This window comes from Agrobacterium tumefaciens str. B6 (genome assembly GCF_001541315.1).
Classification (GTDB): domain Bacteria; phylum Pseudomonadota; class Alphaproteobacteria; order Rhizobiales; family Rhizobiaceae; genus Agrobacterium; species Agrobacterium radiobacter.
In genome coordinates, this window is sequence record NZ_LMVK01000023.1 from 326,095 (window position 1) to 345,054 (window position 18,960).

At 60.7% G+C, this 18,960-nt stretch carries 19 protein-coding genes; 4 read left to right on the forward strand and 15 right to left on the reverse strand.

All coding sequences use genetic code 11. The features are described from left to right. The first annotated feature begins 215 nt into the window (after positions 1-215). Positions 216-1,541 carry an NAD(P)/FAD-dependent oxidoreductase gene (locus ASB65_RS17560; protein WP_060724845.1) on the forward strand — a complete coding sequence of 442 codons (1,326 nt, stop codon included), beginning with the start codon at positions 216-218 and terminating at the stop codon, positions 1,539-1,541. A gap of 7 nt (positions 1,542-1,548) precedes the next feature. Here ASB65_RS17560 and ASB65_RS17565 read toward each other — a convergent pair whose 3' ends face one another. The 3 genes from ASB65_RS17565 to ASB65_RS17575 are packed head-to-tail and all read right to left on the reverse strand — an operon-like array spanning position 1,549 to position 4,365. Next, positions 1,549-2,700 (reverse strand): NAD(P)/FAD-dependent oxidoreductase, encoded by a 1,152-nt coding sequence (locus ASB65_RS17565; protein WP_060724985.1) that lies wholly within the window; start codon positions 2,698-2,700, stop codon positions 1,549-1,551. Continuing rightward, positions 2,693-4,075, reverse strand: coding sequence for an NAD(P)/FAD-dependent oxidoreductase (locus ASB65_RS17570; RefSeq protein ID WP_060724846.1), 1,383 nt, complete (start codon positions 4,073-4,075; stop codon positions 2,693-2,695). The genes ASB65_RS17565 and ASB65_RS17570 overlap by 8 nt, the downstream gene beginning before the upstream one ends. After that, positions 4,054-4,365 carry a (2Fe-2S)-binding protein gene (locus ASB65_RS17575; protein WP_060724847.1) on the reverse strand — a complete coding sequence of 104 codons (312 nt, stop codon included), beginning with the start codon at positions 4,363-4,365 and terminating at the stop codon, positions 4,054-4,056. The genes ASB65_RS17570 and ASB65_RS17575 overlap by 22 nt, the downstream gene beginning before the upstream one ends. Before the next feature lie 140 nt (positions 4,366-4,505). Between ASB65_RS17575 and ASB65_RS28950 the strand changes: the two genes are divergently transcribed. Together ASB65_RS28950 and ASB65_RS28955 are read left to right on the forward strand one after the other, a co-directional pair. Next, the gene (locus ASB65_RS28950) at positions 4,506-4,940 is read left to right on the forward strand and encodes a LysR family transcriptional regulator (RefSeq protein ID WP_245301395.1); all 435 of its coding nucleotides are present in this window, start codon (positions 4,506-4,508) and stop codon (positions 4,938-4,940) included. Beyond that, entirely contained in the window at positions 4,832-5,401 is a 570-nt protein-coding gene (locus tag ASB65_RS28955) for a LysR substrate-binding domain-containing protein (protein WP_245301397.1), read from the forward strand. The genes ASB65_RS28950 and ASB65_RS28955 overlap by 109 nt, the downstream gene beginning before the upstream one ends. A gap of 67 nt (positions 5,402-5,468) precedes the next feature. Here ASB65_RS28955 and ASB65_RS17585 read toward each other — a convergent pair whose 3' ends face one another. From ASB65_RS17585 to ASB65_RS17620, 7 genes are all read right to left on the reverse strand, one after another. Next, complete coding sequence (locus ASB65_RS17585; RefSeq protein WP_060724848.1) at positions 5,469-6,404, reverse strand: ABC transporter substrate-binding protein; 936 nt, start codon at positions 6,402-6,404, stop codon at positions 5,469-5,471. 116 nt (positions 6,405-6,520) lie between these two features. Further along, on the reverse strand, positions 6,521-7,459 hold the full coding sequence (locus ASB65_RS17590; RefSeq protein ID WP_060724849.1) for an ABC transporter substrate-binding protein: 939 nt from the start codon (positions 7,457-7,459) through the stop codon (positions 6,521-6,523). A gap of 23 nt (positions 7,460-7,482) precedes the next feature. Further along, positions 7,483-9,288: an amino acid ABC transporter permease/ATP-binding protein gene (locus ASB65_RS29120; RefSeq protein WP_081088442.1), complete on the reverse strand. Its 1,806-nt coding sequence runs from the start codon at positions 9,286-9,288 to the stop codon at positions 7,483-7,485. Between the two features lie 13 nt (positions 9,289-9,301). Then, positions 9,302-9,856 (reverse strand): GNAT family N-acetyltransferase, encoded by a 555-nt coding sequence (locus tag ASB65_RS17605; protein ID WP_060724850.1) that lies wholly within the window; start codon positions 9,854-9,856, stop codon positions 9,302-9,304. Between the two features lie 21 nt (positions 9,857-9,877). Beyond that, positions 9,878-11,065: a M20 aminoacylase family protein gene (locus ASB65_RS17610; protein WP_060724851.1), complete on the reverse strand. Its 1,188-nt coding sequence runs from the start codon at positions 11,063-11,065 to the stop codon at positions 9,878-9,880. A gap of 83 nt (positions 11,066-11,148) precedes the next feature. Further along, entirely contained in the window at positions 11,149-12,489 is a 1,341-nt protein-coding gene (locus ASB65_RS17615; RefSeq protein ID WP_060724852.1) for an LLM class flavin-dependent oxidoreductase, read from the reverse strand. 22 nt (positions 12,490-12,511) lie between these two features. Beyond that, the gene (locus tag ASB65_RS17620) at positions 12,512-13,516 is read right to left on the reverse strand and encodes an LLM class flavin-dependent oxidoreductase (RefSeq protein WP_060724853.1); all 1,005 of its coding nucleotides are present in this window, start codon (positions 13,514-13,516) and stop codon (positions 12,512-12,514) included. Between the two features lie 289 nt (positions 13,517-13,805). Between ASB65_RS17620 and ASB65_RS17625 the strand changes: the two genes are divergently transcribed. Continuing rightward, entirely contained in the window at positions 13,806-14,255 is a 450-nt protein-coding gene (locus ASB65_RS17625; RefSeq protein WP_003506886.1) for an RrF2 family transcriptional regulator, read from the forward strand. Between the two features lie 44 nt (positions 14,256-14,299). Here ASB65_RS17625 and ASB65_RS17630 read toward each other — a convergent pair whose 3' ends face one another. From ASB65_RS17630 to ASB65_RS17650, 5 genes are all read right to left on the reverse strand, one after another. Continuing rightward, on the reverse strand, positions 14,300-15,244 hold the full coding sequence (locus ASB65_RS17630) for an acyl-CoA dehydrogenase family protein (RefSeq protein ID WP_060724854.1): 945 nt from the start codon (positions 15,242-15,244) through the stop codon (positions 14,300-14,302). Positions 15,245-15,294: 50 nt separating this feature from the next. Beyond that, entirely contained in the window at positions 15,295-15,840 is a 546-nt protein-coding gene (locus ASB65_RS17635) for a flavin reductase family protein (protein WP_060724855.1), read from the reverse strand. Positions 15,841-16,029: 189 nt separating this feature from the next. After that, entirely contained in the window at positions 16,030-17,199 is a 1,170-nt protein-coding gene (gene ssuD, locus ASB65_RS17640; RefSeq protein WP_003506891.1) for an FMNH2-dependent alkanesulfonate monooxygenase, read from the reverse strand. 168 nt (positions 17,200-17,367) lie between these two features. Further along, positions 17,368-17,565, reverse strand: coding sequence for a hypothetical protein (locus tag ASB65_RS28550; protein ID WP_003506893.1), 198 nt, complete (start codon positions 17,563-17,565; stop codon positions 17,368-17,370). Between the two features lie 206 nt (positions 17,566-17,771). Further along, complete coding sequence (locus ASB65_RS17650; RefSeq protein WP_060724856.1) at positions 17,772-18,953, reverse strand: YeeE/YedE family protein; 1,182 nt, start codon at positions 18,951-18,953, stop codon at positions 17,772-17,774. Between the last annotated feature and the right edge of the window lie 7 nt (positions 18,954-18,960).

Below are 18,960 nucleotides of genomic sequence, written 5' to 3' on the forward strand. Positions count from 1 at the left end.
TTTTTTGTTTTTTGAACACGCGGCATAAAATTCTGGCGCGGTATCGGAAATCTTACCACATGGGCGCGCCCTGTCGACGTGGAGATGTTTTTTTGGTGCAGCATAAAGAGTTGCAGACGTGGCCACCAACAGCATGAGATTCCGGCAAGACGCCCAGTCTGGCAGCGTTTACACGCCAGCTGAGGTAAATTAGGACGAATATAAGGAGTCCGACCATGCCCGCCCCGCTGCAACAGATCACGACATCGCCGGAACTGCCGACATCTGCGGACGCCGTCATTATCGGCGGCGGCATCGTCGGTGTCTTCGCCGCCTATTATCTCACCCGGCGCGGCCTGAAAGTGGCGCTGGTCGAAAAGGGCCTGATCGGGGCGGAGCAATCCAGCCGCAACTGGGGTTGGTGCCGCCAGCAGAACCGCGACGCCCGCGAATTGCCGATTTCCACCAAGAGCCTGGCGCTCTGGGAAGAGTTTGGTGCAGAGAGCGGCGAGGACACGGGCTTTCGGCGCTGCGGGCTGTTTTATCTGAGCGACAATGAAGCCGAGCTTGCCGGCTGGGCGCGCTGGCGCGATTTTGCCATTACCGCAGGCGTGACGACCCATATGCTGAGCGCCGATGAGGCGAGCGAACGCGGCCGATCTACGGGCAAGCGCTGGAAGGGCGGTGTGTTTTCACCAACAGACGGCACGGCCGATCCTTCCATGGCTGCGCCCGCCGTGGCGCGCGCCATCATCAAACTGGGCGGCACGGTGCATCAGAATTGCGCCGCGCGCGGCCTTGAGACGGAAGGCGGCCGTGTCAGCGCCGTTGTCACCGAAAAAGGCGCGATCCGCACCAAAACCGCCATCATGTCCGGCGGGGCCTGGGCGTCGTCCTTTTGCCGCCAGCTCGGCATTCGTTTCCCGCAGGCCTCCGTCCGCTCCTCCATTCTGTCCGTCACGCCGGGTGCGGAGGGGCTGCCGGATGCACTGCACACCGCCGCCGTCTCAGCCACGAAGAGAAAAGACGGCGGCTATACTCTCGCTATCAGCGGGCTGGGGCGCATCGACCCGACGGCGCAGCAGATGCGGTTTGCCCGTGAATTTGTTCCGATGTTTCTCAAGCGCTGGCGAAGCCTGCGGCCAGGCGGGCTGGAAGGTCTTCGCGGCGGCCACGAGACGCTGAAACGCTGGCGGCTCGATGCGCCGACGCCGATGGAACGGGTTCGTATTCTCGATCCGAAACCCAATGCCGCCGCCATCCGCGAGACCCATGAAAGGGCACTGAAGCTTCTGCCGGCCCTCGGCAGAACCCGGATTTCCGCCGCCTGGGCGGGCTTCATCGACAGCACGCCCGATGGTGTGCCCGCCATTGGCGAAACCAGCGAATTGCCCGGCTTCATCCTCGCCGCCGGCTTCAGCGGCCACGGTTTCGGCATCGGACCGGGTGCCGGCCATCTGATCGCCGATATCGTGACGGGCTCGAACCCGATCGTCGATGCCGCCCCCTATCACCCCAGCCGCTTCCTCGATTCGTCCTGGGGCAAGGTCGCCGATTTCTGACCCTCCCTTAATGGGATGCGACAGACTCACCGCGATGGAACCGGCCGATGTGAAAATCCGCAATCGGCGTCGTAGTCTTCCCGGTTGCTATCAGCTCCGCCATCACGTCGCCAACACCCGGCCCGATCTGGAAACCGTGGCCGCTGAAGCCGAAGGCATAATAAAGGCCGGAGGTCGCAGCACTTCCCCCCATGACCGGCAGATCGTCGGCCATATAACCTTCCACGCCGGACCAGGTGCGGATCAGCCGGGCATGGCGCAAAGCGGGAGCCAGCCGCAGCAACTGGCGCAGCTGAGCATCAAGCCCGGCGGGATCATATTTCGCCCGGCGTTCGTCCAGCGCGGCGGCGCATCGTTTCACCCCGCCGAAAATGACGTTTCCGCGCGGGATTTGCCGCATATAAATGACCTCGCCGGGAATTTTGGTGGAGACGCCGACGACGGGGTGAATGAACCATGGCAAAGGTTCCGTCACGCCCATTTGCGGGCCGGCCACTTCCAGCGGCACCGCCTCTCCCAGGGCGCCGGCAAACCCGCCGCCCCATGCACCGCTGGCGACCAGCACCGAGGGCGCGCGATATTCCCCTTCCGCCGTCGTCACCCGGAAATCCTCGCCCGCCTTTTCGATGGCCAGAACTTCGCAATTTTCCACGATGGTTGCACCATCCCGCCGCGCCGCGCGGGCAAAGGCGGGCGCGACAAGGCGCGGATTGGCGTGACCATCATGCGGCGACCATGATCCCGCAACTGCCTCCGGTCCGATGAAGGGGAATTTCTGCCTGACAGCCTCGCGCGAGAGGATCTGCAATTCCAGACCATATTGCGCGGCATCGTCGCGATATTTCTCGACCACGGCGATCTGTTCTTCCGCCCAGAGAAACCGGATATGGCCGACCGGCATGAATTCCACATCCGCACCGGTCAATTGCGGGATCCTGCTCCAGATATCCCGCGATCTGTTGGCGAGCGGAAGCTGCCCGAGATAACGCCCCTGTCGGCGGACATTGCCGAAATTGGTGCCGCTCGCCTGCTGACCGACAAGGAACCGCTCCAGCAGAATGACGCTGACACCCCGTTGCCGCAGGAAAAACGCCGTCGCGGTTCCAACAATGCCGCCGCCGACGATAATGACATCGGCCTCTGCAAGCGTGTTACGCATCATCGCCTCCCTTCACAATCGCCAGCGGCAGCGGTTTCACCGGCGCCTGCCCGCGCAGCCGTCCGGCCAATTCCACCGATAGACCAGAGGCGGCGGCGACAATCTCCTGTCCCGCCTGCCCGCAGAACCGGCCCTGGCATCTCCCCATACCAACCCGCGAGAAAGCTTTCGAGCGGTTGACCTCCGTCGCGCCCTTGCCGCTCACACTTGCGCGCAACTCGCCCGCCGTCACCACCTCGCAGCGGCAGATAATCGTGTCGTCGGCAAGTGACCGCACCAACAGGTGCGGCCAGGGGAAGGCCCGGGCCATTCCCTGCGCAAAGCGGCTCGCGGCTTTCAGCGATTTCCGGCAGCGGCCGATCTCCGCACGGGATGGCTTCAAACCTTGATCCTCAAGAAGCGCGAGCGCGGCGAGCCGGCCGGAGGCTTCCGCACCATCTGCACCGAGAATACGCACGCCATCGCCTGCCAGATAGACATCAGGCACGGAACTCCGCCCCATATTGTCCACATCCGGAAGCCATTGCCGGATCAGCGGATCAAAGGAGAAGCGGCAACCGGCAAGGTCGGCAAGCTGGCTTTCCGCCCGCAGATGATAGCCCATGCCGATGGCATCGCAGGCGGGACGTTTTTCCTCACCGGACGCATCCCGATAGCGAATGCCGGTCACGCCACTCTCAGCGTCGCCGATAATCTCTATCGGCACGATGCCCCGTTCGATCCTCACGCCGCCCGCAAGCAGCGCCGCGACAAGCCGTATGCCCTTGAGGAGCTGCATTGGTCGTGCCACCATCCCCGGCAGGCCCTTGATCTGCGTGAAGAATGGCGTGGTATCCAGCACCGCCACAGGCACCGCCCCTACCTTCATATATTGATAAGCCACGAGATAAAGCAGCGGCCCCGTGCCCATAAAAACCACCCGTCGCCCTATCGCGCAGGCCTGCGCCTTCAGGGATATCTGCGCCGCGCCAAGCGAAAAACAACCCGGCCTCGTCCAGCCCGGCAAGGGCATGATGCGGTCGGTCGCACCCGATGCGATGATGAGGGCATCGAAATCCAGAGCTTCGGATGTCTCTGCGCGCTGAATATGAATGCGATTGTCGCGAATTGCCCACGCCAGGGTCTGCGGGCGGTAATCGATATGGTCTGAAAGCCCGTCGAATGTGTCGTGCAGAGCCTTCGCCTTATCCGCTTCCGTGCCGTAAAGAGCGGTATATGAGCGCTTGAAATTCTGCGGCTGACGGCGATAGATCTGGCCGCCGCTGCGATCTCCCTCATCAATGACGACGGGGCGAAGCCCAGCCCGCACCAGCGTCTCGGCGGCACGCGTACCGGCGGGGCCGGCGCCCACGATCACGACGCGCAAATCTGCCATAACCCCTCCGGAACCTCGGTTCTGATATCCATGCCCGGGCGAACGGCGGTGGAACAGGCGCGCAGCCGCTCCCCTTCCCCGGTCCAGACCCAGCAATCCTGACAGGCGCCCATCAGACAGAACCCCGCGCGCTTGCCATCGGCGAATTCCGAAAGGCGGGCAAACCCGCACGACAGCATCAGCGCCGTCAGCACCGTGTCTCCCTCCAGCGCCTCGACCGGCATGCCGTCGATCAGGACAGGGCAAACCGCGCGTCGCTCTTCGGCGATGCGCCTGAATCTGGCAAGCATCCGCGTTTCCTTTCCCAAAACCTTCGCAGGCACCTCTCCTGCACCGTCACAGATTTCCACGGCAGAAGGTTTCTCACCAATCGCAAATGGTCGCTTGAACAGAACCTTGGGTTATGGAAGAGATGACGCCGGAGGTTTCCATGAACGCCCGACAGCTTGAAATTTTCCGCGCCATCATGCGCGACGGCTCCGTGACAGCGGCTGCCAATTCGCTTGCCGTTTCCCAGCCCGGCGTCAGCAAGGTGTTGCACCATCTGGAAAGCCAGCTGGGTTACAAGCTGTTCGAGCGCATCGGCGGGCGGCTGGTGCCGGCGATGGAAGCGCATCTGATCTACGAGGATGCCGACCGGGTTTTCCGTGAACTGGAAGGGCTGAAAAAACGACGCGCCCCATCGGCGAGCGCAAGCTTGGCCTTCTGCGCATCGGGGCCAGCCTGCCGGTCACCTATTCCGTGCTGCCTGAAGCATTGCTCGCTTTCCGGCAGACGCATCCGACCGTCAAAATCCACCTCAACGCCCTGCCCAAAAAGGAAATTGCCGAGCAGCTGCTGCTGGGAGACATCGATTTTGCGGTAACGCTGTCCACCATTCAGGCACCAACAGTGCGCAGTGAAATTCTTGCCTCCGTGCCTGTTGTGGCGGTGATGCGGCATGATGATGCCCTGGCCGAGATGATGACGGTGACGCCGCGCGACCTCGCCGGCAGACCGCTGATTTCCTACGGCAACCAGGCGGACGAGATCGGCCCGCAGCTGAACGAGGTCTTCGAACGCGACGGGCTTATGCGTGATGTCTCGGTGCAGGTCACCTCGTCGGTCGGCGCTGTGCCGCTGGTGCGTGGCGGTATCGGCATCGCCCTTGTTGACGGCCTGGTGCGGTGGAACAGTTTCGAGGGAGTGACGGTGCGCCCGTTCATGCCTGAAGTGACGATGAATGTCGCCGTTTCCACCAACACGGCGCGGCCGCTCTCACGTTTCTTCAAACCCTTTGTTGGCGAATTGCGACAACTCTTTCGCGCCCTTCCCGCCCAGGGCTGACGGACAAAACAATACCCGCAAGGCCTGAGCCTGCGGGTATTGTCGTCCGCCGCATTTATTCGACCGGTCAGCTTTTTGGCAGGCCGGGTGGGTTGGTGCGCGATTCCGGCAGGGCTTCTTCCGATAGCTGCCAGCGATCCAGGATCTTCGCGTAAGCGCCGCTCTTGATCAGATCGTTGGTGGCAAGCGTCAGCGCATCGGCCAGTCCTGAGCCCTTACGGGTGGTGATGGCGACATCGGACCGTTCCGGCCAGCCAGCGGAGAGGGTTCCGACGCGCTTGATGGTCTTGTCGCGTGCGGCGATGAAAACCAGCTGCGCATGCGGCTGGACGATCACATCCGCCCGCCCCGCAGAAAGCGCCACAAACCGTGTGGCTTCATCATCGTAATATTGCAACTCGATCGGCTTCAACCCGGCGGCAACATTCTCGTCGCTCCATTTCAGCAGAATACGCTCCTGATTGGTGCCAGCGCCGACGATGATCCTCAGGCCGGCCGCGTCCTTCGGCTCGCGGATGGCGGTTATACCGCTATCCGACTTGACGAAAAATCCGTGCAGGCCCTGACGATAGGTGGAGAAATCGAACTTTTCCTTGCGCTGTTCGGTCACACCGACATTCGAGATCACCGCATCGTATTTGCCGGAAGCAAGCCCCAGCGGCCAGTCCGCCCAGGCCACCGCCACCAATTCCAGATCGAGGCCGAGGCTGTCGGCCACCGCAAGCGCGTAATCAGGGTCTGCGCCGACCACAGTTTTTGCATCCGTCGCATAGGTCGCAAGCGGTGGCCCACCGGGTGCGACCGCGACGGTGAGTTTGCCCGGTGTGACGAATTTGAAATCCTTGGGAATAGCGGCAATTGCGCCGGGGTCTTTTTCAACCCTGACGCGGCCTGGCTGGTCCGGCGACAGATCGAAGACATCCGCTGCAAAAGCCGGTGCGAAACCGGCAACGGAAAGAAAAGCACCGAGCGTGGCCGTGGCGAGACGAGAGGTGAAGGTCATTGTGGTTTCCCGATAGAATGATTGCGGGACGGAGGTAGCGCGGGCGGGAGGATGCCCGCGCTACCGGCTGAGTGATGTCCCACCTTCGACTCAGCTTTTGGCAAGCAAACCAGAACTCAGCTCTTCGGAAGGCCGGGCGGATTGGTGCGGGATTCGGTAATGGCTTCCGAACCGAGATTCCAGCGGGCGAGAACCTTGCCGTAATTGCCATTCTTGATCTGGACGTTCAGCGCGGCGGTGATGGCCTCGGCGATGCCCGCGTCCTTTTTCGAAGCGACGGCGATTTCCGCCGCCTCTGGCCAGCCGCCGGAGAAGGTGCCGACAAGTTTCGTCTTCTTCTGGCTTGCCGCCTGGAAGGCAGAGGTGGCGTTGGGGCCGAGATAGGCATCCGCGCGACCGGATTGCAGGGCGACGTCAAGCACGGCCTGATCGTCGTAATATTGCACGTCGGTATCGGCCAAACCCTTGGCCTTGTTGTCCTTGATCCATTTCAGCAGGATCTGCTCCTGATTGGTTGCCGCGCCGACGATCACCTTCAGCCCGGCTACATCCTCGGGCTTGCCGATGGACGTAACCTTGCTGTTATTGCCGACGTAAAAGCCGAGCAGATCGTTGCGATAGCTGGAAAAATCGAATTTTTCCTTGCGGGCTTCCGTGACCGTGATGTTGGAGGTGACGGCATCGTATTTGCCGGAGGTGAGACCGAGCGGCCAGTCGGCCCAGGCGATGGGAACAAGTTGCAGCTCAAGGCCAAGGCTGTCCGCGACCAGCTGGGCGATATCCGGCTCCACGCCGATCGGCGTTTTGGTGTCGCTCGCATAATCCACCAGCGGCAGACGGAAGGGCACGGTCGCGACCGTCAGCTTTCCGTCGGCGATGAACTTGTGGCCGGCGGGCAGAAGCTTGATCGCCTCTTCCACCTTTTCGGCGCGCACCCGGCCCTTCTGTTCGGGGGAAAGGTCCACTTCCTGCGCATGCGCAGCCGGAATGAGTGCGGCGGTGGCGGTGAAAAGACCGCCGGCGAGCAGGGACAATAATTTCGATGAAAATGCCATGCGAGTGTTTCCTTTGTTGTTGATTAGAGAACTTTTGCGAGGAATTCGGCCGTGCGCGGATGGTCCGGGTTGTTGAACACCTTTTCCGGCGTGCCCGTTTCGAGAATGCGGCCCTGCTCCATGAAGACGACCCTGTCGGAGACTTCGCGGGCAAAACCGATTTCATGGGTGACGATGATGAGGGTGACGCCGGAGCGGGAAAGCTCCTTGATGACGTCAAGCACCTCGTTGACGAGTTCAGGATCGAGAGCGGATGTCGGCTCGTCGAAGAGCAGCACCTTCGGCCGCAAGGCCAGCGCCCGGGCAATCGCCACGCGCTGCTGCTGCCCGCCGGAAAGCTGGCGCGGATAGGCGCCGGCTTTTTCGGCAAGGCCGACACGGGCCAGAAGATCGCGTGCTTCGGCCTCGGCCTGCTCTTTCGATATGCCGCGAACCACGACCGGCGCTTCGGCGATGTTTTCAAGTGCGGTCAGATGCGGGAACAGGTTGAAGCTCTGGAACACCATGCCCACTTCGACGCGGCGTTTCAGGATTTCCCGTTCCTTCAGTTCGTAAAGCGTATCGCCCTTCTGACGATAACCGACCAGCTCGCCGTCTATGGCGATGAAACCGTCATCGACACGCTCCAGATGGTTGATGGAACGAAGCAATGTGGACTTGCCGGAGCCGGACTGGCCAAGAATGGTGGTGACGCTGCCTGCCGGGATGGAAAGGCTGACATCGTCCAGCACCTTCAGCGTTCCGAAGGATTTCGAGACACCGTGAATATTGACCGAACCGCCGCGATTTCCGAGCTGGAAACTTCCCGTCCTGACTGTGGCGGGGCGTTGGGACACGGCAACCGCAGGCGTCGCCGTCTCCCCCGCTTCAGGCAGGGGCTTGCGCGGCAGGAAGGTGCGGTAGAGCGTGGCGAACAGCGAGGGCGGCGGATTGCGCAGAGCGCCGCGCGAGAAGTGCCGTTCGATATGGTGCTGCACGATGGAAAGCGCCGTCAGGATCACCAGATACCAGACGGTGGCGACCATCAGCAGCGGGATCACTTCCAGATTGCGGCGATAGATGATCTGGATCGTGTAGAACAACTCCGGCAGGGCGAGGATATAGACCTGCGACGTGCCCTTAGCGAGCAGAATGATCTCGTTGAAACCATTCGGCAGAATGGTGCGCATCGCCTGCGGCAGCACGATCCGTGAAAACTGTCTGCGTCGCGGCAGGCCGAGTGAAGCGGCAGCCTCAAGCTGGCCCTGTTCCACCGAAAGGATGCCGCCGCGCACGATTTCCGATGAAAACGCCGCAGCGTGCAATGTCAGCCCCAACACCGCAGCGGCAAAGGGCGTCATCAGCTGCGTCGTATTCCAGCTGAAGAAATTGATGCCGGTATAGGGCACGCCGATCGTCACGGTCTCGTAGAGATAACCGAGATTGTTGAGGATCAGCAAAAGCACGATCAGCGGAATGGAACGGAATATCCATATATAGGTCCAGGAAATCGCGACAAGCAAAGGCGAACCCGAAACGCGCGCAAGCGCCAGAACCGTACCGAGCACGAAACCGAGAAAAGCCCCGAGTACCGTCAACAGCAGCGTCCGGCCGAGCCCCACAAGCACCGGTTCGGCAAAGAACCATTCCGCAAACACGTTCCAGCCCCAGCGGGGATTGCCGAATACGGAGTGCAAAATGGCAGCGATGATGAGGACCGAGAGAACGGTGCCCGCCGTGCGCAGCGGATAACGGGCGGGAACGACGCGAAAATGCGCGTAACCGTCCTTGACCGGCTCACCCTTCTGTTCGTTCACCGCAACATGCGGAAAATCGGAGGCTATTGTCATCGGAGAAAGCCTTTCACGGATGAACCGGAGAGAGTTGCGGCCGGGCGGCCTGTACTGGCGCGCCATCCGGGATGGAGGCGGCAGTGTCGGAAAGCCATTTTTCGAATGGCAGCGATCGGATCGTCTCGGGATCGGCCGCCGTGTCGAACAGGGCGCGATAGCCATTGGTGAGATAAAGGCCGACCGCTTCCGGCTGGCGGAAACCCGTGGTCAGATAAACGCGGGCGTAACCCTGCCGGATCGCCTGCTGCTCCAGCTCCTGAAGCACGATTTTCGCAAGCCCCTGCCGGCGGTGGGCCGAGTGGGTCCAGACGCGCTTGAATTCGGCCGTCTCGTGGTCGTAGCGCATGAAAGCGCCGCCGGCGATCGCCTTACCGTCGCGCAAAAGCAGCAGGAAATTGCCCGATGGCGGGCTGAAGGCCTCCGGCGGATATTTGTTCAGCTCCGCCTTGGCCCCTTCCGCGTTGAAAAATGTGCCGTAACGGCTGTCATATTCAAACAGCAACTCCTCCAGAAGCGGCGTTGCGAGCGGATCCTTGACCGATGTGTAGAGAAAACTGTCGCTCATGTCCTTGTCCTAAATTTCGCGTCAGGAGAGGTATGCTTCCGCCAGACGCACCCAGAAGCGCGCTGCCGGTGCGATGATCGCGTCGTTGAAATCATAGTGGGGGCTGTGCAGCGGCGCGCTGTCGCCATTGCCGACGAAGAGATAGGAGCCGGGCCGCTCCTGCAGCATGAAGGCAAAATCCTCGCTCGCCGTGCGCGGCTGGAACGCTTCGGCAATCTGCGCGGACGGGAAATGCCTTTTGGCAACCTCACGGGCGAAGACCGTCTGCGGGGCGTGATTAATGACCGGCGGGAAACCACGGGAATAGGAGACATCGGCCCTTGCGCCGAAACTTTCCGCCTGCGCTCTGGCCAGCGCCGGAAGCCGCTCCTCCAGCCTGTCACGTACGGCGGGCGAAAAAGCCCGCGCGGTGATCTGGAGTTCTACGCTCTCGGGAATGACGTTGGAGGCGGTTCCGCCATGGATGGAGCCGACCGTCAGCACCGCCATCTCGCGCGGATCGACATTGCGCGAAACGATGCTTTGCAGGGCGGTGATGAAGCTTGCCGAGGCGAGAACCGGATCGACCGTCTCATGCGGTGCGGCCCCATGCCCGCCCCTGCCGATGATCTGCACCTTCGCCTTGTCGACGGAGGCCATGGCAGGGCCTTCGACGAAGCCGAACTGGCCGGTTTCGACACCCGGCCAATTATGCAGCCCGAACACCGCATCGACCGGGAAGCGCTCGAACAGCCGGTCCTTTATCATCGCCCTCGCACCCGCACCGATTTCTTCGGCAGGCTGGAAAATCAGCGTCAGCGTGCCGGAAAAGCTCGATGTTTCGGCAAGATAACGGGCGGCCGAAAGCAGGATCGCGGTATGGCCATCATGACCGCAGGCATGCATGACGCCCGACGTCTGGCTGGCATAGGCAAGGCCGGTCTCCTCGATAATGGGCAGGGCGTCGATATCAGCGCGGATTCCGAGACGTTTTTCACCATGACCGCGCTTCAACGTGGCGACGACACCGTGACCACCGACACCCTCCGCCACCTCGTATCCGAAAGACAGGAGATAACGGGCAATGAGCGCCGCCGTGCGCGTCTCCTTGAGCGAAAGCTCCGGATGCCGGTGGAGATCATGCCGGATGGCGATGCTCTCTTCGATGAAGGCAAGGATTCCCCGTTCGGCGTCGTCCTGCGGACGCGCGCCGTCAATGCGGATATTCATGGTTCTGTCTCCTGCGCGGGGCCTTTGCGCGCCGCGTCTTGAAATATGCGCCGGGCAGCGATTAACGCCGCCCGGCTGCAAGCTCAGGCGATGGCCTTGTCAGACGCGTTTTCGCCGCCGGCATAGACGCTTTCCCGAAAAGGCAGACCGAGATGATCACGCAATGTCGCGCCTTCCAGATGCGGATCGAAATAACCGCGCCGCTGCAGCACCGGAATGACGAGGCGGATGAAATCATCCAGTCCCTCGGCAATCACCGGAAAGCCCAGAATGAAGCCATCGGCCGCATCGTGTTCCACCCAGCGTATGATCTCGTCGGCCACCTTGTCGGGTGTGCCGATGAAGCCTTCACGCGGGGTCGCAGCCTCCAGCGCCGCCTCGCGCAGCGTCTGGTTCTTTTCCTTGGCCCGCCGCTTGATGCGGTCGGTCGTCGAGCGGAAACTGTTCTTGCCGATCTCGCCGAGTTCGGGGAAAGGCTCATCCAGCAGATAGGCGCTGAAATCATGATGATCGAAGAAGCGACCGAGATAGGCGAGCGCATCCTCGATAGTGATGAGGTTGCGGATGACGTCGTATTTCGCCTCCGCTTCCTCCTGCGTCTCGCTGACAATCGGGCCGATGCCGGGGAAAATCTTCACATCGGCAGCGGACCGGCCCTGCGCAACGGCGCTCTGTTTCACGCGCTTGAGGAAGGTCCGGTTTTCCTCCAGCGAAGCGGAATTGGTGAAGACCGCATCCGCGTGTTTGCCAGCAAGACCGATGCCGGCATCGGACGAGCCTGCCTGGAACACCACCGGCTGACCCTGCGGAGAACGCTGGATGTTCAGCGGGCCTTCCACCTGGAAGAAGCGGCCCTTGTGGCCGAGCGTGTGGAGTTTGGCGCGGTCGAAAAACTGTCCCGTCTCGCGGTTGCGCAGGAAAGCGTCATCGTCCCAGCTGTCCCACAAGCCCTTGATAACCTCGAGGTATTCGTCGGCGATCTCGTAACGCAGCGCATGTTCGGGGTGATTGCGGCTGTAATTTTTCGCCGTGCCTTCGAGCGGTGTCGTCACGGCATTCCACCCGGCACGGCCGCCGCTCAAAAGATCGAGCGAGGCAAACTGGCGGGCAATGGTGAAGGGGTCGCTATAGGAGGTCGAAACGGTTCCCGCCAAGCCGATCTTCGAGGTGACGGCGGCGAGCGCCGAAAGGATCGTCAGCGGCTCGAACCGGTTGAGGAAATGCGGAATGGACTTGTCGTTGATGTAAAGCCCATCCGCCACGAAGGCGAAGGCGATGCCGGCTGCTTCCGCCTTCAGCGCGTTCTTTCTGAAAAAGTCGAAGTTGACGCTGGCATCGACAGGGCTTTTGGGGTGCCGCCAGGCATTCATGTGCCCGCCGGGACCTTGAAGCATGATGCCGAAACGGATTTTCTTTCTCGTCATGTCATTCCCTCCTGAGAGAAAATTATGCCGCCCGGGAAAGGCGATGTGGGGCCAAGAGTTCGACCGAGGCAAGCCGCTGATCAGCCCCGACATGGGGCGGTTCGATGATGAATTCCTCGATGCCGTGCTCTTCGGAAAGCGCACGAAGCGCCTTGTGAATATCCTCCGGCCCGCCATGCAGGACGTTGGGCTTGCGCTCTTCGATGCGATAATCGGTATCGCCGGACTGGCGGGCGAATTCCTCCGCCTGTTCGCGGCGGCCGAGGTTGAACGCCCTGCCGTCGCTGAGGAATACCCGGTAGATGCGTTGACCTTCGACCTGTCTCGCCGCATGGGCTGGATCGCTGGCCGCAAAAGCCGACAGGGCAAGGATCGGGGCAGCTCCACTGCTTTCCTCCCGGAAAGCCGAGAGGCTGCGGCGAAGAACCTCCGCATCACCATTGAGGTGGCCGGCAAAGACGAAATTCCATCCCCTTGAAGCCGCAAGCCTTGCGCTTTCCGGGCTGGCGCCGAGCAGAAATCTCTCTGCCGCGACCGGCGGCGCAGGTGTTGCCTGCAGCCCGGCCTGTGCATGATCCTGCGGCGCGGCGCCCGATAAAAATGTGGTGAGTTCACCGAAGGCCGCTTCGAAATCCGGCTTGCGGGCGGGATCATAGGCCTGCTGCAAGGCCGACGTCGCAAGCGGCAACCCACCCGGTGTCTTGCCGATGCCGAGATCGACCCGGCCGGGCGCAAGCGACGACAGGACGTTGAAAACCTCGGCAACCTTGTAAGGGCTATAGTGCTGCAGCATGACGCCGCCCGAGCCAACACGGATGCGGGAAGTCTTCGCCAGTATCCATGCAACCAGCGCCTCCGGCGCGGAACCGGCAAGCTCCGGCGAATTGTGATGTTCGGCCACCCAGAAACGGCGATAACCCAACTCTTCGGCGCGTTTGGCAAGATTGATCGTGTCGCGGAACGCGCTCGCGGCGTCCTCCCCCGTTGAAACCGGGCTCTTGTCCAGCAAACTGAGCGTATACATCATCACCTCGCGTCTTTGATGCATACTTTGTCTACCGATTTTATATTCTAATAAAGGATGATCGTTCCACGTTGCGGCACGATCAGAGAAAATATTGTTTTCAGTGATGTTTTCGAAAGCCCGTGCCGGCAAAACGGGGGACCTGGTCTCAAAAAGGCTGCAACAGGCCGCTTTCAGCACCAAACCCGGACGAAACGGGCTTGCGCCGGAATTCGCTAAAAACTACTTAGTAAGTAAGGAATAATACGGCCCGGCACTGTAAACTGTGCCGACTCTCTTTTCGGATCGTGCGATGTTGACCAAAAAAGGCAAATACGGATTAAAGGCTCTTGTCGATCTGGCGCGGTTGCCCCAGGGCGAGACCGCCTTCGTGACGGAGATTGCGACCCGCAACAACATCCCGAAAAAATTCCTGGACACTATTCTTCTGGAACTACGCAATAGCGGCATTCTGCGCTCCAAGAAGGGCCCGAATGGCGGTTATTCACTGTCGAAAATGCCATCCGAAATCATGATCGGGCAAGTTATCCGTACGCTGGATGGACCCTTGGCTCCCATCCGCTGCGCAAGTCGCACGGCCTTTGAAGCCTGTGACGATTGTGATGATCCCGAGACCTGTCAGGTCAGGGTTTCGATGACGGACGTGCGTGACGCCATCGCAACCATTCTGGACAATATGACGCTTGCGCAGTTCGTGGCAAAGGACGGGCAGGATGCCCGTTCTATTCCGGCCGGCGAATAGGATTTCGCACGGCCCTTCGTTCGGGTTCCACGACAGAGCGTCGCTTATTGCCTGCGCAGATCACTGTCCAGCGACGCGATCAGCCCGGCTTCGCTGACGCCTTCGACAAGACCGAGGCGCGCCATCAGGATTTCAAGCGTGATGGCATTGTTGCGGACCGAACGAAAGGTGACGTTCTCCGCCCCCACCTGCGCCGCATCGATATTGGCCGCAAGGCTTGTTATCTGCGCCTTCAGGAGTTCGATGGCGAGAAATATTTCACCTATCACGGGCCGCGCTGCGCCCTCGTCCGCCAGTCTGTCGATCAGCAGAACGGAAAGCTCACGCTGCTTCTGCCCCAGCGCCACCGCGGCTTTCAAAAGGGCGGAAACGGAAGCGGCCAGGTTTCCTACGCCCTGGGCAAGGAACACCACCTGATCGGCGCGCAAGAGACCCTCCCATGACGTATTGGGGCGATTGCGCAGGACGACAAGCAGGGGCTGTCCGGCCGTGTTGACAGCCGGCACAACGATCCAGTCCGCATCGACCTTGACCGACCCCGCAACTTCATCGGGCAGCCGCAGGGCGTAGTCGTCTTCCGTCACCACAACCGCCTGATCCAGATCAGCGGCAGATATTGCCAGCGCGAAGGTCTCGCCAAGATCAAGACGGGCGAAGAGCGCCTTGCGCTGGTCTTCGCTACCCGCGTTCCTGATGAATTCCAGGGCGGTGAAATGTTCAACGAGATCATGCGCCGCCCCCGCATCGGCTGCGGAAATGATGGCTAACGCCTGTGACAGAACGTCATTTGTGATATCCGCCCCGCCGAGTTCCGTTGGAACGGAAAGAGCAAGAAGACCGGAACGGGCGATCCGCGCATGAATTTGCCCGGGACTTTCAACGGCGCAGTTTTCGGCGATCGTCCGGGCAACGGTCAGCACATCGATATCCGCGCCGAGGCGTGGAGGAACGAAACGAAGTCTTTCGCCGAGAGGCGTGACGGATCCCATGCTCAACTCCCTCAAAGAATGACAAAGTGAAAGCGCCGAATGGCCGGCGCTCAGTCCAGAGAATGATAACGCCCGTTTTGATAGAGCAGCGAATGACCGGAGCCGATGCGGATCGCCTCCACCTTGCCGATGACGATGACATGGCTGTGCCGTTCGATCGTTTCTTCGATGGTGCAATCGATCGCGGCAACCGCGTCTTCGAGGATGGGCGCGCCGCTCGACAGCCGTGTCCATTCAGCGCCGCGATACCGATCCGGGCCCTTCAGGCCACCGATGCCGGCAAACTGATTGGCAATGAACTGATGGTTCGCTCCGATGATGTTGACGGCAAGATGACCGAAACGCTGCACCACCGGCCACGTTGACGAGGAACGGGTGAGCGCTACCAGAATGCGCGGCGGATCGACCGACAGAGCGGTGGCCGAAGTCACGCCCGCTCCCGCTCCCCCGCCCCCCCCCCCCGCCGTAATCACGCTGACACCGCCGCCCAGCGTTCTCAACGCCGCCTTGAGGCTGTCGGCATCCGCCGACTTGCCGCCAACCGGGTCGCGGAGATTGATGAAGTGTTGATCCTTGGCCGCATATTGCAATGTCATCGGGTTGCTCCTGAAAACAGCTGAATTGTTCAATAGCTAGCAGCGATGGCGGGGGGTGAAATAGACATCGTTTTCCATATTGATAATATTCTATAGAAATAATGTTTTATATGCCGTTGCCTGATTTCATTGCGCCGCAAGGATGTCTGCCGAAACGGAAGAAGGCATAAGCCGCCTCCCGCCGATGAATCAGGATCCGGACACCAGCTTGACGTTACCGCCATGCCCGCCACCGCCGAAAACCTGTTTCGCGCCGAAAGAGGACCGTATCTGGTTACGGGGCCCACCGAGCCCGATTTCCGGAAACAGCAGTTCGGATAGCCGATAGGCTTCTTCCAGATGCGGATAACCCGAGGCGATGACGGTATCGATGCCCAGCGCCTGATATTCCCTGAGCCGCGCCGCCACCGTCTTCGGCGAACCGACCAGCGCCGTGCCTGCACCCGAACGGACAAGACCGATGCCCGCCCACAAATTCGGGGAGACTTCCAGCCGGTCGCGCCGGCCATTGTGCAGCGCCTGCATTCTCGCCTGCCCAACGGAATCCGAAGCCTTGGAGAAGACTTCCTGAGCGGATGCGATGGTTTCGTCGGAAAGCTTCGAGATCAGCCGGTCGGCATCGGCCCACGCTTCCTCGTCTGTTTCGCGAACGATGAAATGCAGCCGGATACCGAAGGTAACCTCGCGCCCTTTTTTGGCGGCGGCGGCGCGCACCTTGGCGATTTTTTCAGCCACCTGCGCCGGCGGTTCACCCCAGGTCAGGTATTTGTCGGTGATACCGGCCGAAAACTCGATGCCGGCATCGGAGGAGCCGCCGAAATAAATAGGCGGTCGCGGTTCCTGCACCGGCGGCAGGCCGAGTTTTGCGTCCACCGCCTTGATATATTTGCCGTCGAGGTTTCCCTTGCCGGTTTCAATCAGCGAATTGAACACCTGGAAGAACTCCCCGGCGTGATCGTAACGCTCGTCATGGGGCAGGAAAATGCCATCGCCGGCGAGTTCCTGGGCGCTGCCGCCGACCACGATATTAAGCAGCAGCCGGCCATGGGAAACGCGATCGAGAGTGGAAGCAAGCCGCGCATAATAAGCGGGCGATGCGACGCCCGGACGGATGGCGACCAGGAATTTCAACTTTTCGGTATAGGCGGCAAGATTGGCCGCAAGGATGAAGGATTCCTCACAGGCAACGCCGGTGGGAATGAGCACGCCTGAATAACCGAGCCGATCAGCGGCCTGGGCTATTTCCCGGAAATAGCCGGGATCGGCAGGACGCGAAAGATCGTCTGAGCCGAGATAGCTGCCATCGCCTGAGGTGGGTATGAACCACAGAAAATCGAGTGGCTTATCGGGTGTGCTCATCGGCAGGTCCTTTGCAATCTGCCCTCGGGCAATGCGGCTTGATGATAAAAGGGTAGCCAATTCCCCGGCGCGTTTAAGAAATTTTGTTCCAATTTCCACCCGGCGAAGAGAGTTTCTCTCCCCGATAAACCGCGCTCCGAAGGGAAAAGGAGCCTTCGTTAATGATCGTCAGAAGACCGGATAAAGGCCGAGCATCGCAAAGTTCATTTCGCAGATCTCTTCCCTTTCGAGTTCGAGATCGCTTTTCTCCTGCCTGATGCGTCCGGAATGATCCAGAGGATGAAGACTAACCTGTTCCTCGCTACGCGGCTGGCGCCGGGTCAAACCGAACAGATCGAAAGTAAACGCATGAAGTCCCTGCGGCATGTGCGCCTCCTTTGCTCAATTCCCTTATCCTCGGGCGACGGTCCGAAATCGTCAATATTTTCCATAAAATTACTATTCTATAATTGGAGGATCACCGGCAAATGTGGACTAAGGTTGCGGCGACGGGAAAAAATCCGTTTCCGGCCGCCGAGAATGGGCCATCGCCGCCTCATCTAACGATGGTGGTAAATTTCAAGCATCCGGTCTCATGGCAAGGCAAACCGGCGCTTGAGAAAAAGGCCGGCAAATGCACCCAAACCGCAAAAAACGAGAAATACCCAGCCGGAAAGCGCGCCCGCATGGATGCCTGACAAAAGCACGCCAATGGTGCAGCCAAGCGCGGTCATGCCACCCCAGCCCATCAGCACGCCACCGGCAAACCGTGTCGCCAACCCACCGGCGGAAGGCCATGCGGGCTGAAATTTCCCCGCTGAAAGCGCGGACGCCAGACTCGCAAACATCAGTCCCAGGACGAAAACACCGTTCGGCGACAGGATCGTTGTTTTAACGGCGCTGATGCATCCCCGCACCGTGTCTAGTCCCGCAAGCGTTTCCGGCACCCAGCCCGCCGCAGCCCCCGTCGTTCTGACGATGCTGCCGAGTTCGGCCGTCACTCCGAGCGGTGCGACACGGAAATAGGAAAAGGCGCTGATGGCCGCGACAAGAACGCCGGTTATGGCGGGCGGCCAGCGTTCGACGAAAATGCTTCGGAGCGCCTGCTGCAGCCGGCTTGCCGTGGCGGCAGTCGATGAAGCGGGCTCGGTTTTATCGAAAAACAGAACGAGTAGGATCAGAATGACCAACACAGTGCAGGCAACCAGCAGCGCCGGGCCGTATCCAAGATGATGCGGCAACCAGATGGGCAGATCGTCAAAAATGCTGACCGTATAGAGAAAATTCCAGCTGAGAAATGCCAGCAGGAAACCAAGCCCCGCTCCGGCTATGGCAAGCACGGAACCGAAAGCCCCCTCGCCCAGCCGGTAAAAATGCCCGGACAGGCAGGAGCCGGAAAGCGCTGCGCCCAAACCGAAGACGCTCGCAGCCAACGCCAGAATCCAGCCGACGGGGCCGATATGCGCATTGGGCGGCAGGCGGCCGGGTTGCGGCACCGGCATCCACGCCGCGGTGACGACCTGGTAAAACACCACGCCCGCCAGCAATGCCACAAGAATGGCCACAACACCGTCCGAACGCCTGCCGTCGATGAAATCGCGGAAATTGCAGAGAAAGCAGAACCGTCCGCGCTGCATCACGATGCCGAAAGCGGTGCCGGCCAGAAGGGAAAATGCAAGCGGCCTGCCATTCTCAAGCAGCCCCAATTGATAAACAGCGACCGTCAGGGCGCATAAAATGGCAAGCGCCGCGAGGCGGGAAAGGGTCGAATGCATGGAATAC

Excerpts from the sequence above, each read along its gene's own strand:
- ASB65_RS17560 (WP_060724845.1), top strand. The coding sequence starts at position 216 with ATGCCCGCCCCGCTGCAACAGATCACGACATCGCCGGAACTGCCGACA.
- ASB65_RS17565 (WP_060724985.1), bottom strand. The coding sequence starts at position 2,700 with ATGCGTAACACGCTTGCAGAGGCCGATGTCATTATCGTCGGCGGCGGC.
- ASB65_RS17570 (WP_060724846.1), bottom strand. The coding sequence starts at position 4,075 with ATGGCAGATTTGCGCGTCGTGATCGTGGGCGCCGGCCCCGCCGGTACG.
- ASB65_RS17575 (WP_060724847.1), bottom strand. The coding sequence starts at position 4,365 with ATGCTTGCCAGATTCAGGCGCATCGCCGAAGAGCGACGCGCGGTTTGC.
- ASB65_RS28950 (WP_245301395.1), top strand. The coding sequence starts at position 4,506 with ATGAACGCCCGACAGCTTGAAATTTTCCGCGCCATCATGCGCGACGGC.
- ASB65_RS17585 (WP_060724848.1), bottom strand. The coding sequence starts at position 6,404 with ATGACCTTCACCTCTCGTCTCGCCACGGCCACGCTCGGTGCTTTTCTT.
- ASB65_RS17590 (WP_060724849.1), bottom strand. The coding sequence starts at position 7,459 with ATGGCATTTTCATCGAAATTATTGTCCCTGCTCGCCGGCGGTCTTTTC.
- ASB65_RS29120 (WP_081088442.1), bottom strand. The coding sequence starts at position 9,288 with ATGACAATAGCCTCCGATTTTCCGCATGTTGCGGTGAACGAACAGAAG.
- ASB65_RS17605 (WP_060724850.1), bottom strand. The coding sequence starts at position 9,856 with ATGAGCGACAGTTTTCTCTACACATCGGTCAAGGATCCGCTCGCAACG.
- ASB65_RS17610 (WP_060724851.1), bottom strand. The coding sequence starts at position 11,065 with ATGAATATCCGCATTGACGGCGCGCGTCCGCAGGACGACGCCGAACGG.
- ASB65_RS17615 (WP_060724852.1), bottom strand. The coding sequence starts at position 12,489 with ATGACGAGAAAGAAAATCCGTTTCGGCATCATGCTTCAAGGTCCCGGC.
- ASB65_RS17620 (WP_060724853.1), bottom strand. The coding sequence starts at position 13,516 with ATGATGTATACGCTCAGTTTGCTGGACAAGAGCCCGGTTTCAACGGGG.
- ASB65_RS17625 (WP_003506886.1), top strand. The coding sequence starts at position 13,806 with ATGTTGACCAAAAAAGGCAAATACGGATTAAAGGCTCTTGTCGATCTG.
- ASB65_RS17630 (WP_060724854.1), bottom strand. The coding sequence starts at position 15,244 with ATGGGATCCGTCACGCCTCTCGGCGAAAGACTTCGTTTCGTTCCTCCA.
- ASB65_RS17635 (WP_060724855.1), bottom strand. The coding sequence starts at position 15,840 with ATGACATTGCAATATGCGGCCAAGGATCAACACTTCATCAATCTCCGC.
- ssuD (WP_003506891.1), bottom strand. The coding sequence starts at position 17,199 with ATGAGCACACCCGATAAGCCACTCGATTTTCTGTGGTTCATACCCACC.
- ASB65_RS28550 (WP_003506893.1), bottom strand. The coding sequence starts at position 17,565 with ATGCCGCAGGGACTTCATGCGTTTACTTTCGATCTGTTCGGTTTGACC.
- ASB65_RS17650 (WP_060724856.1), bottom strand. The coding sequence starts at position 18,953 with ATGCATTCGACCCTTTCCCGCCTCGCGGCGCTTGCCATTTTATGCGCC.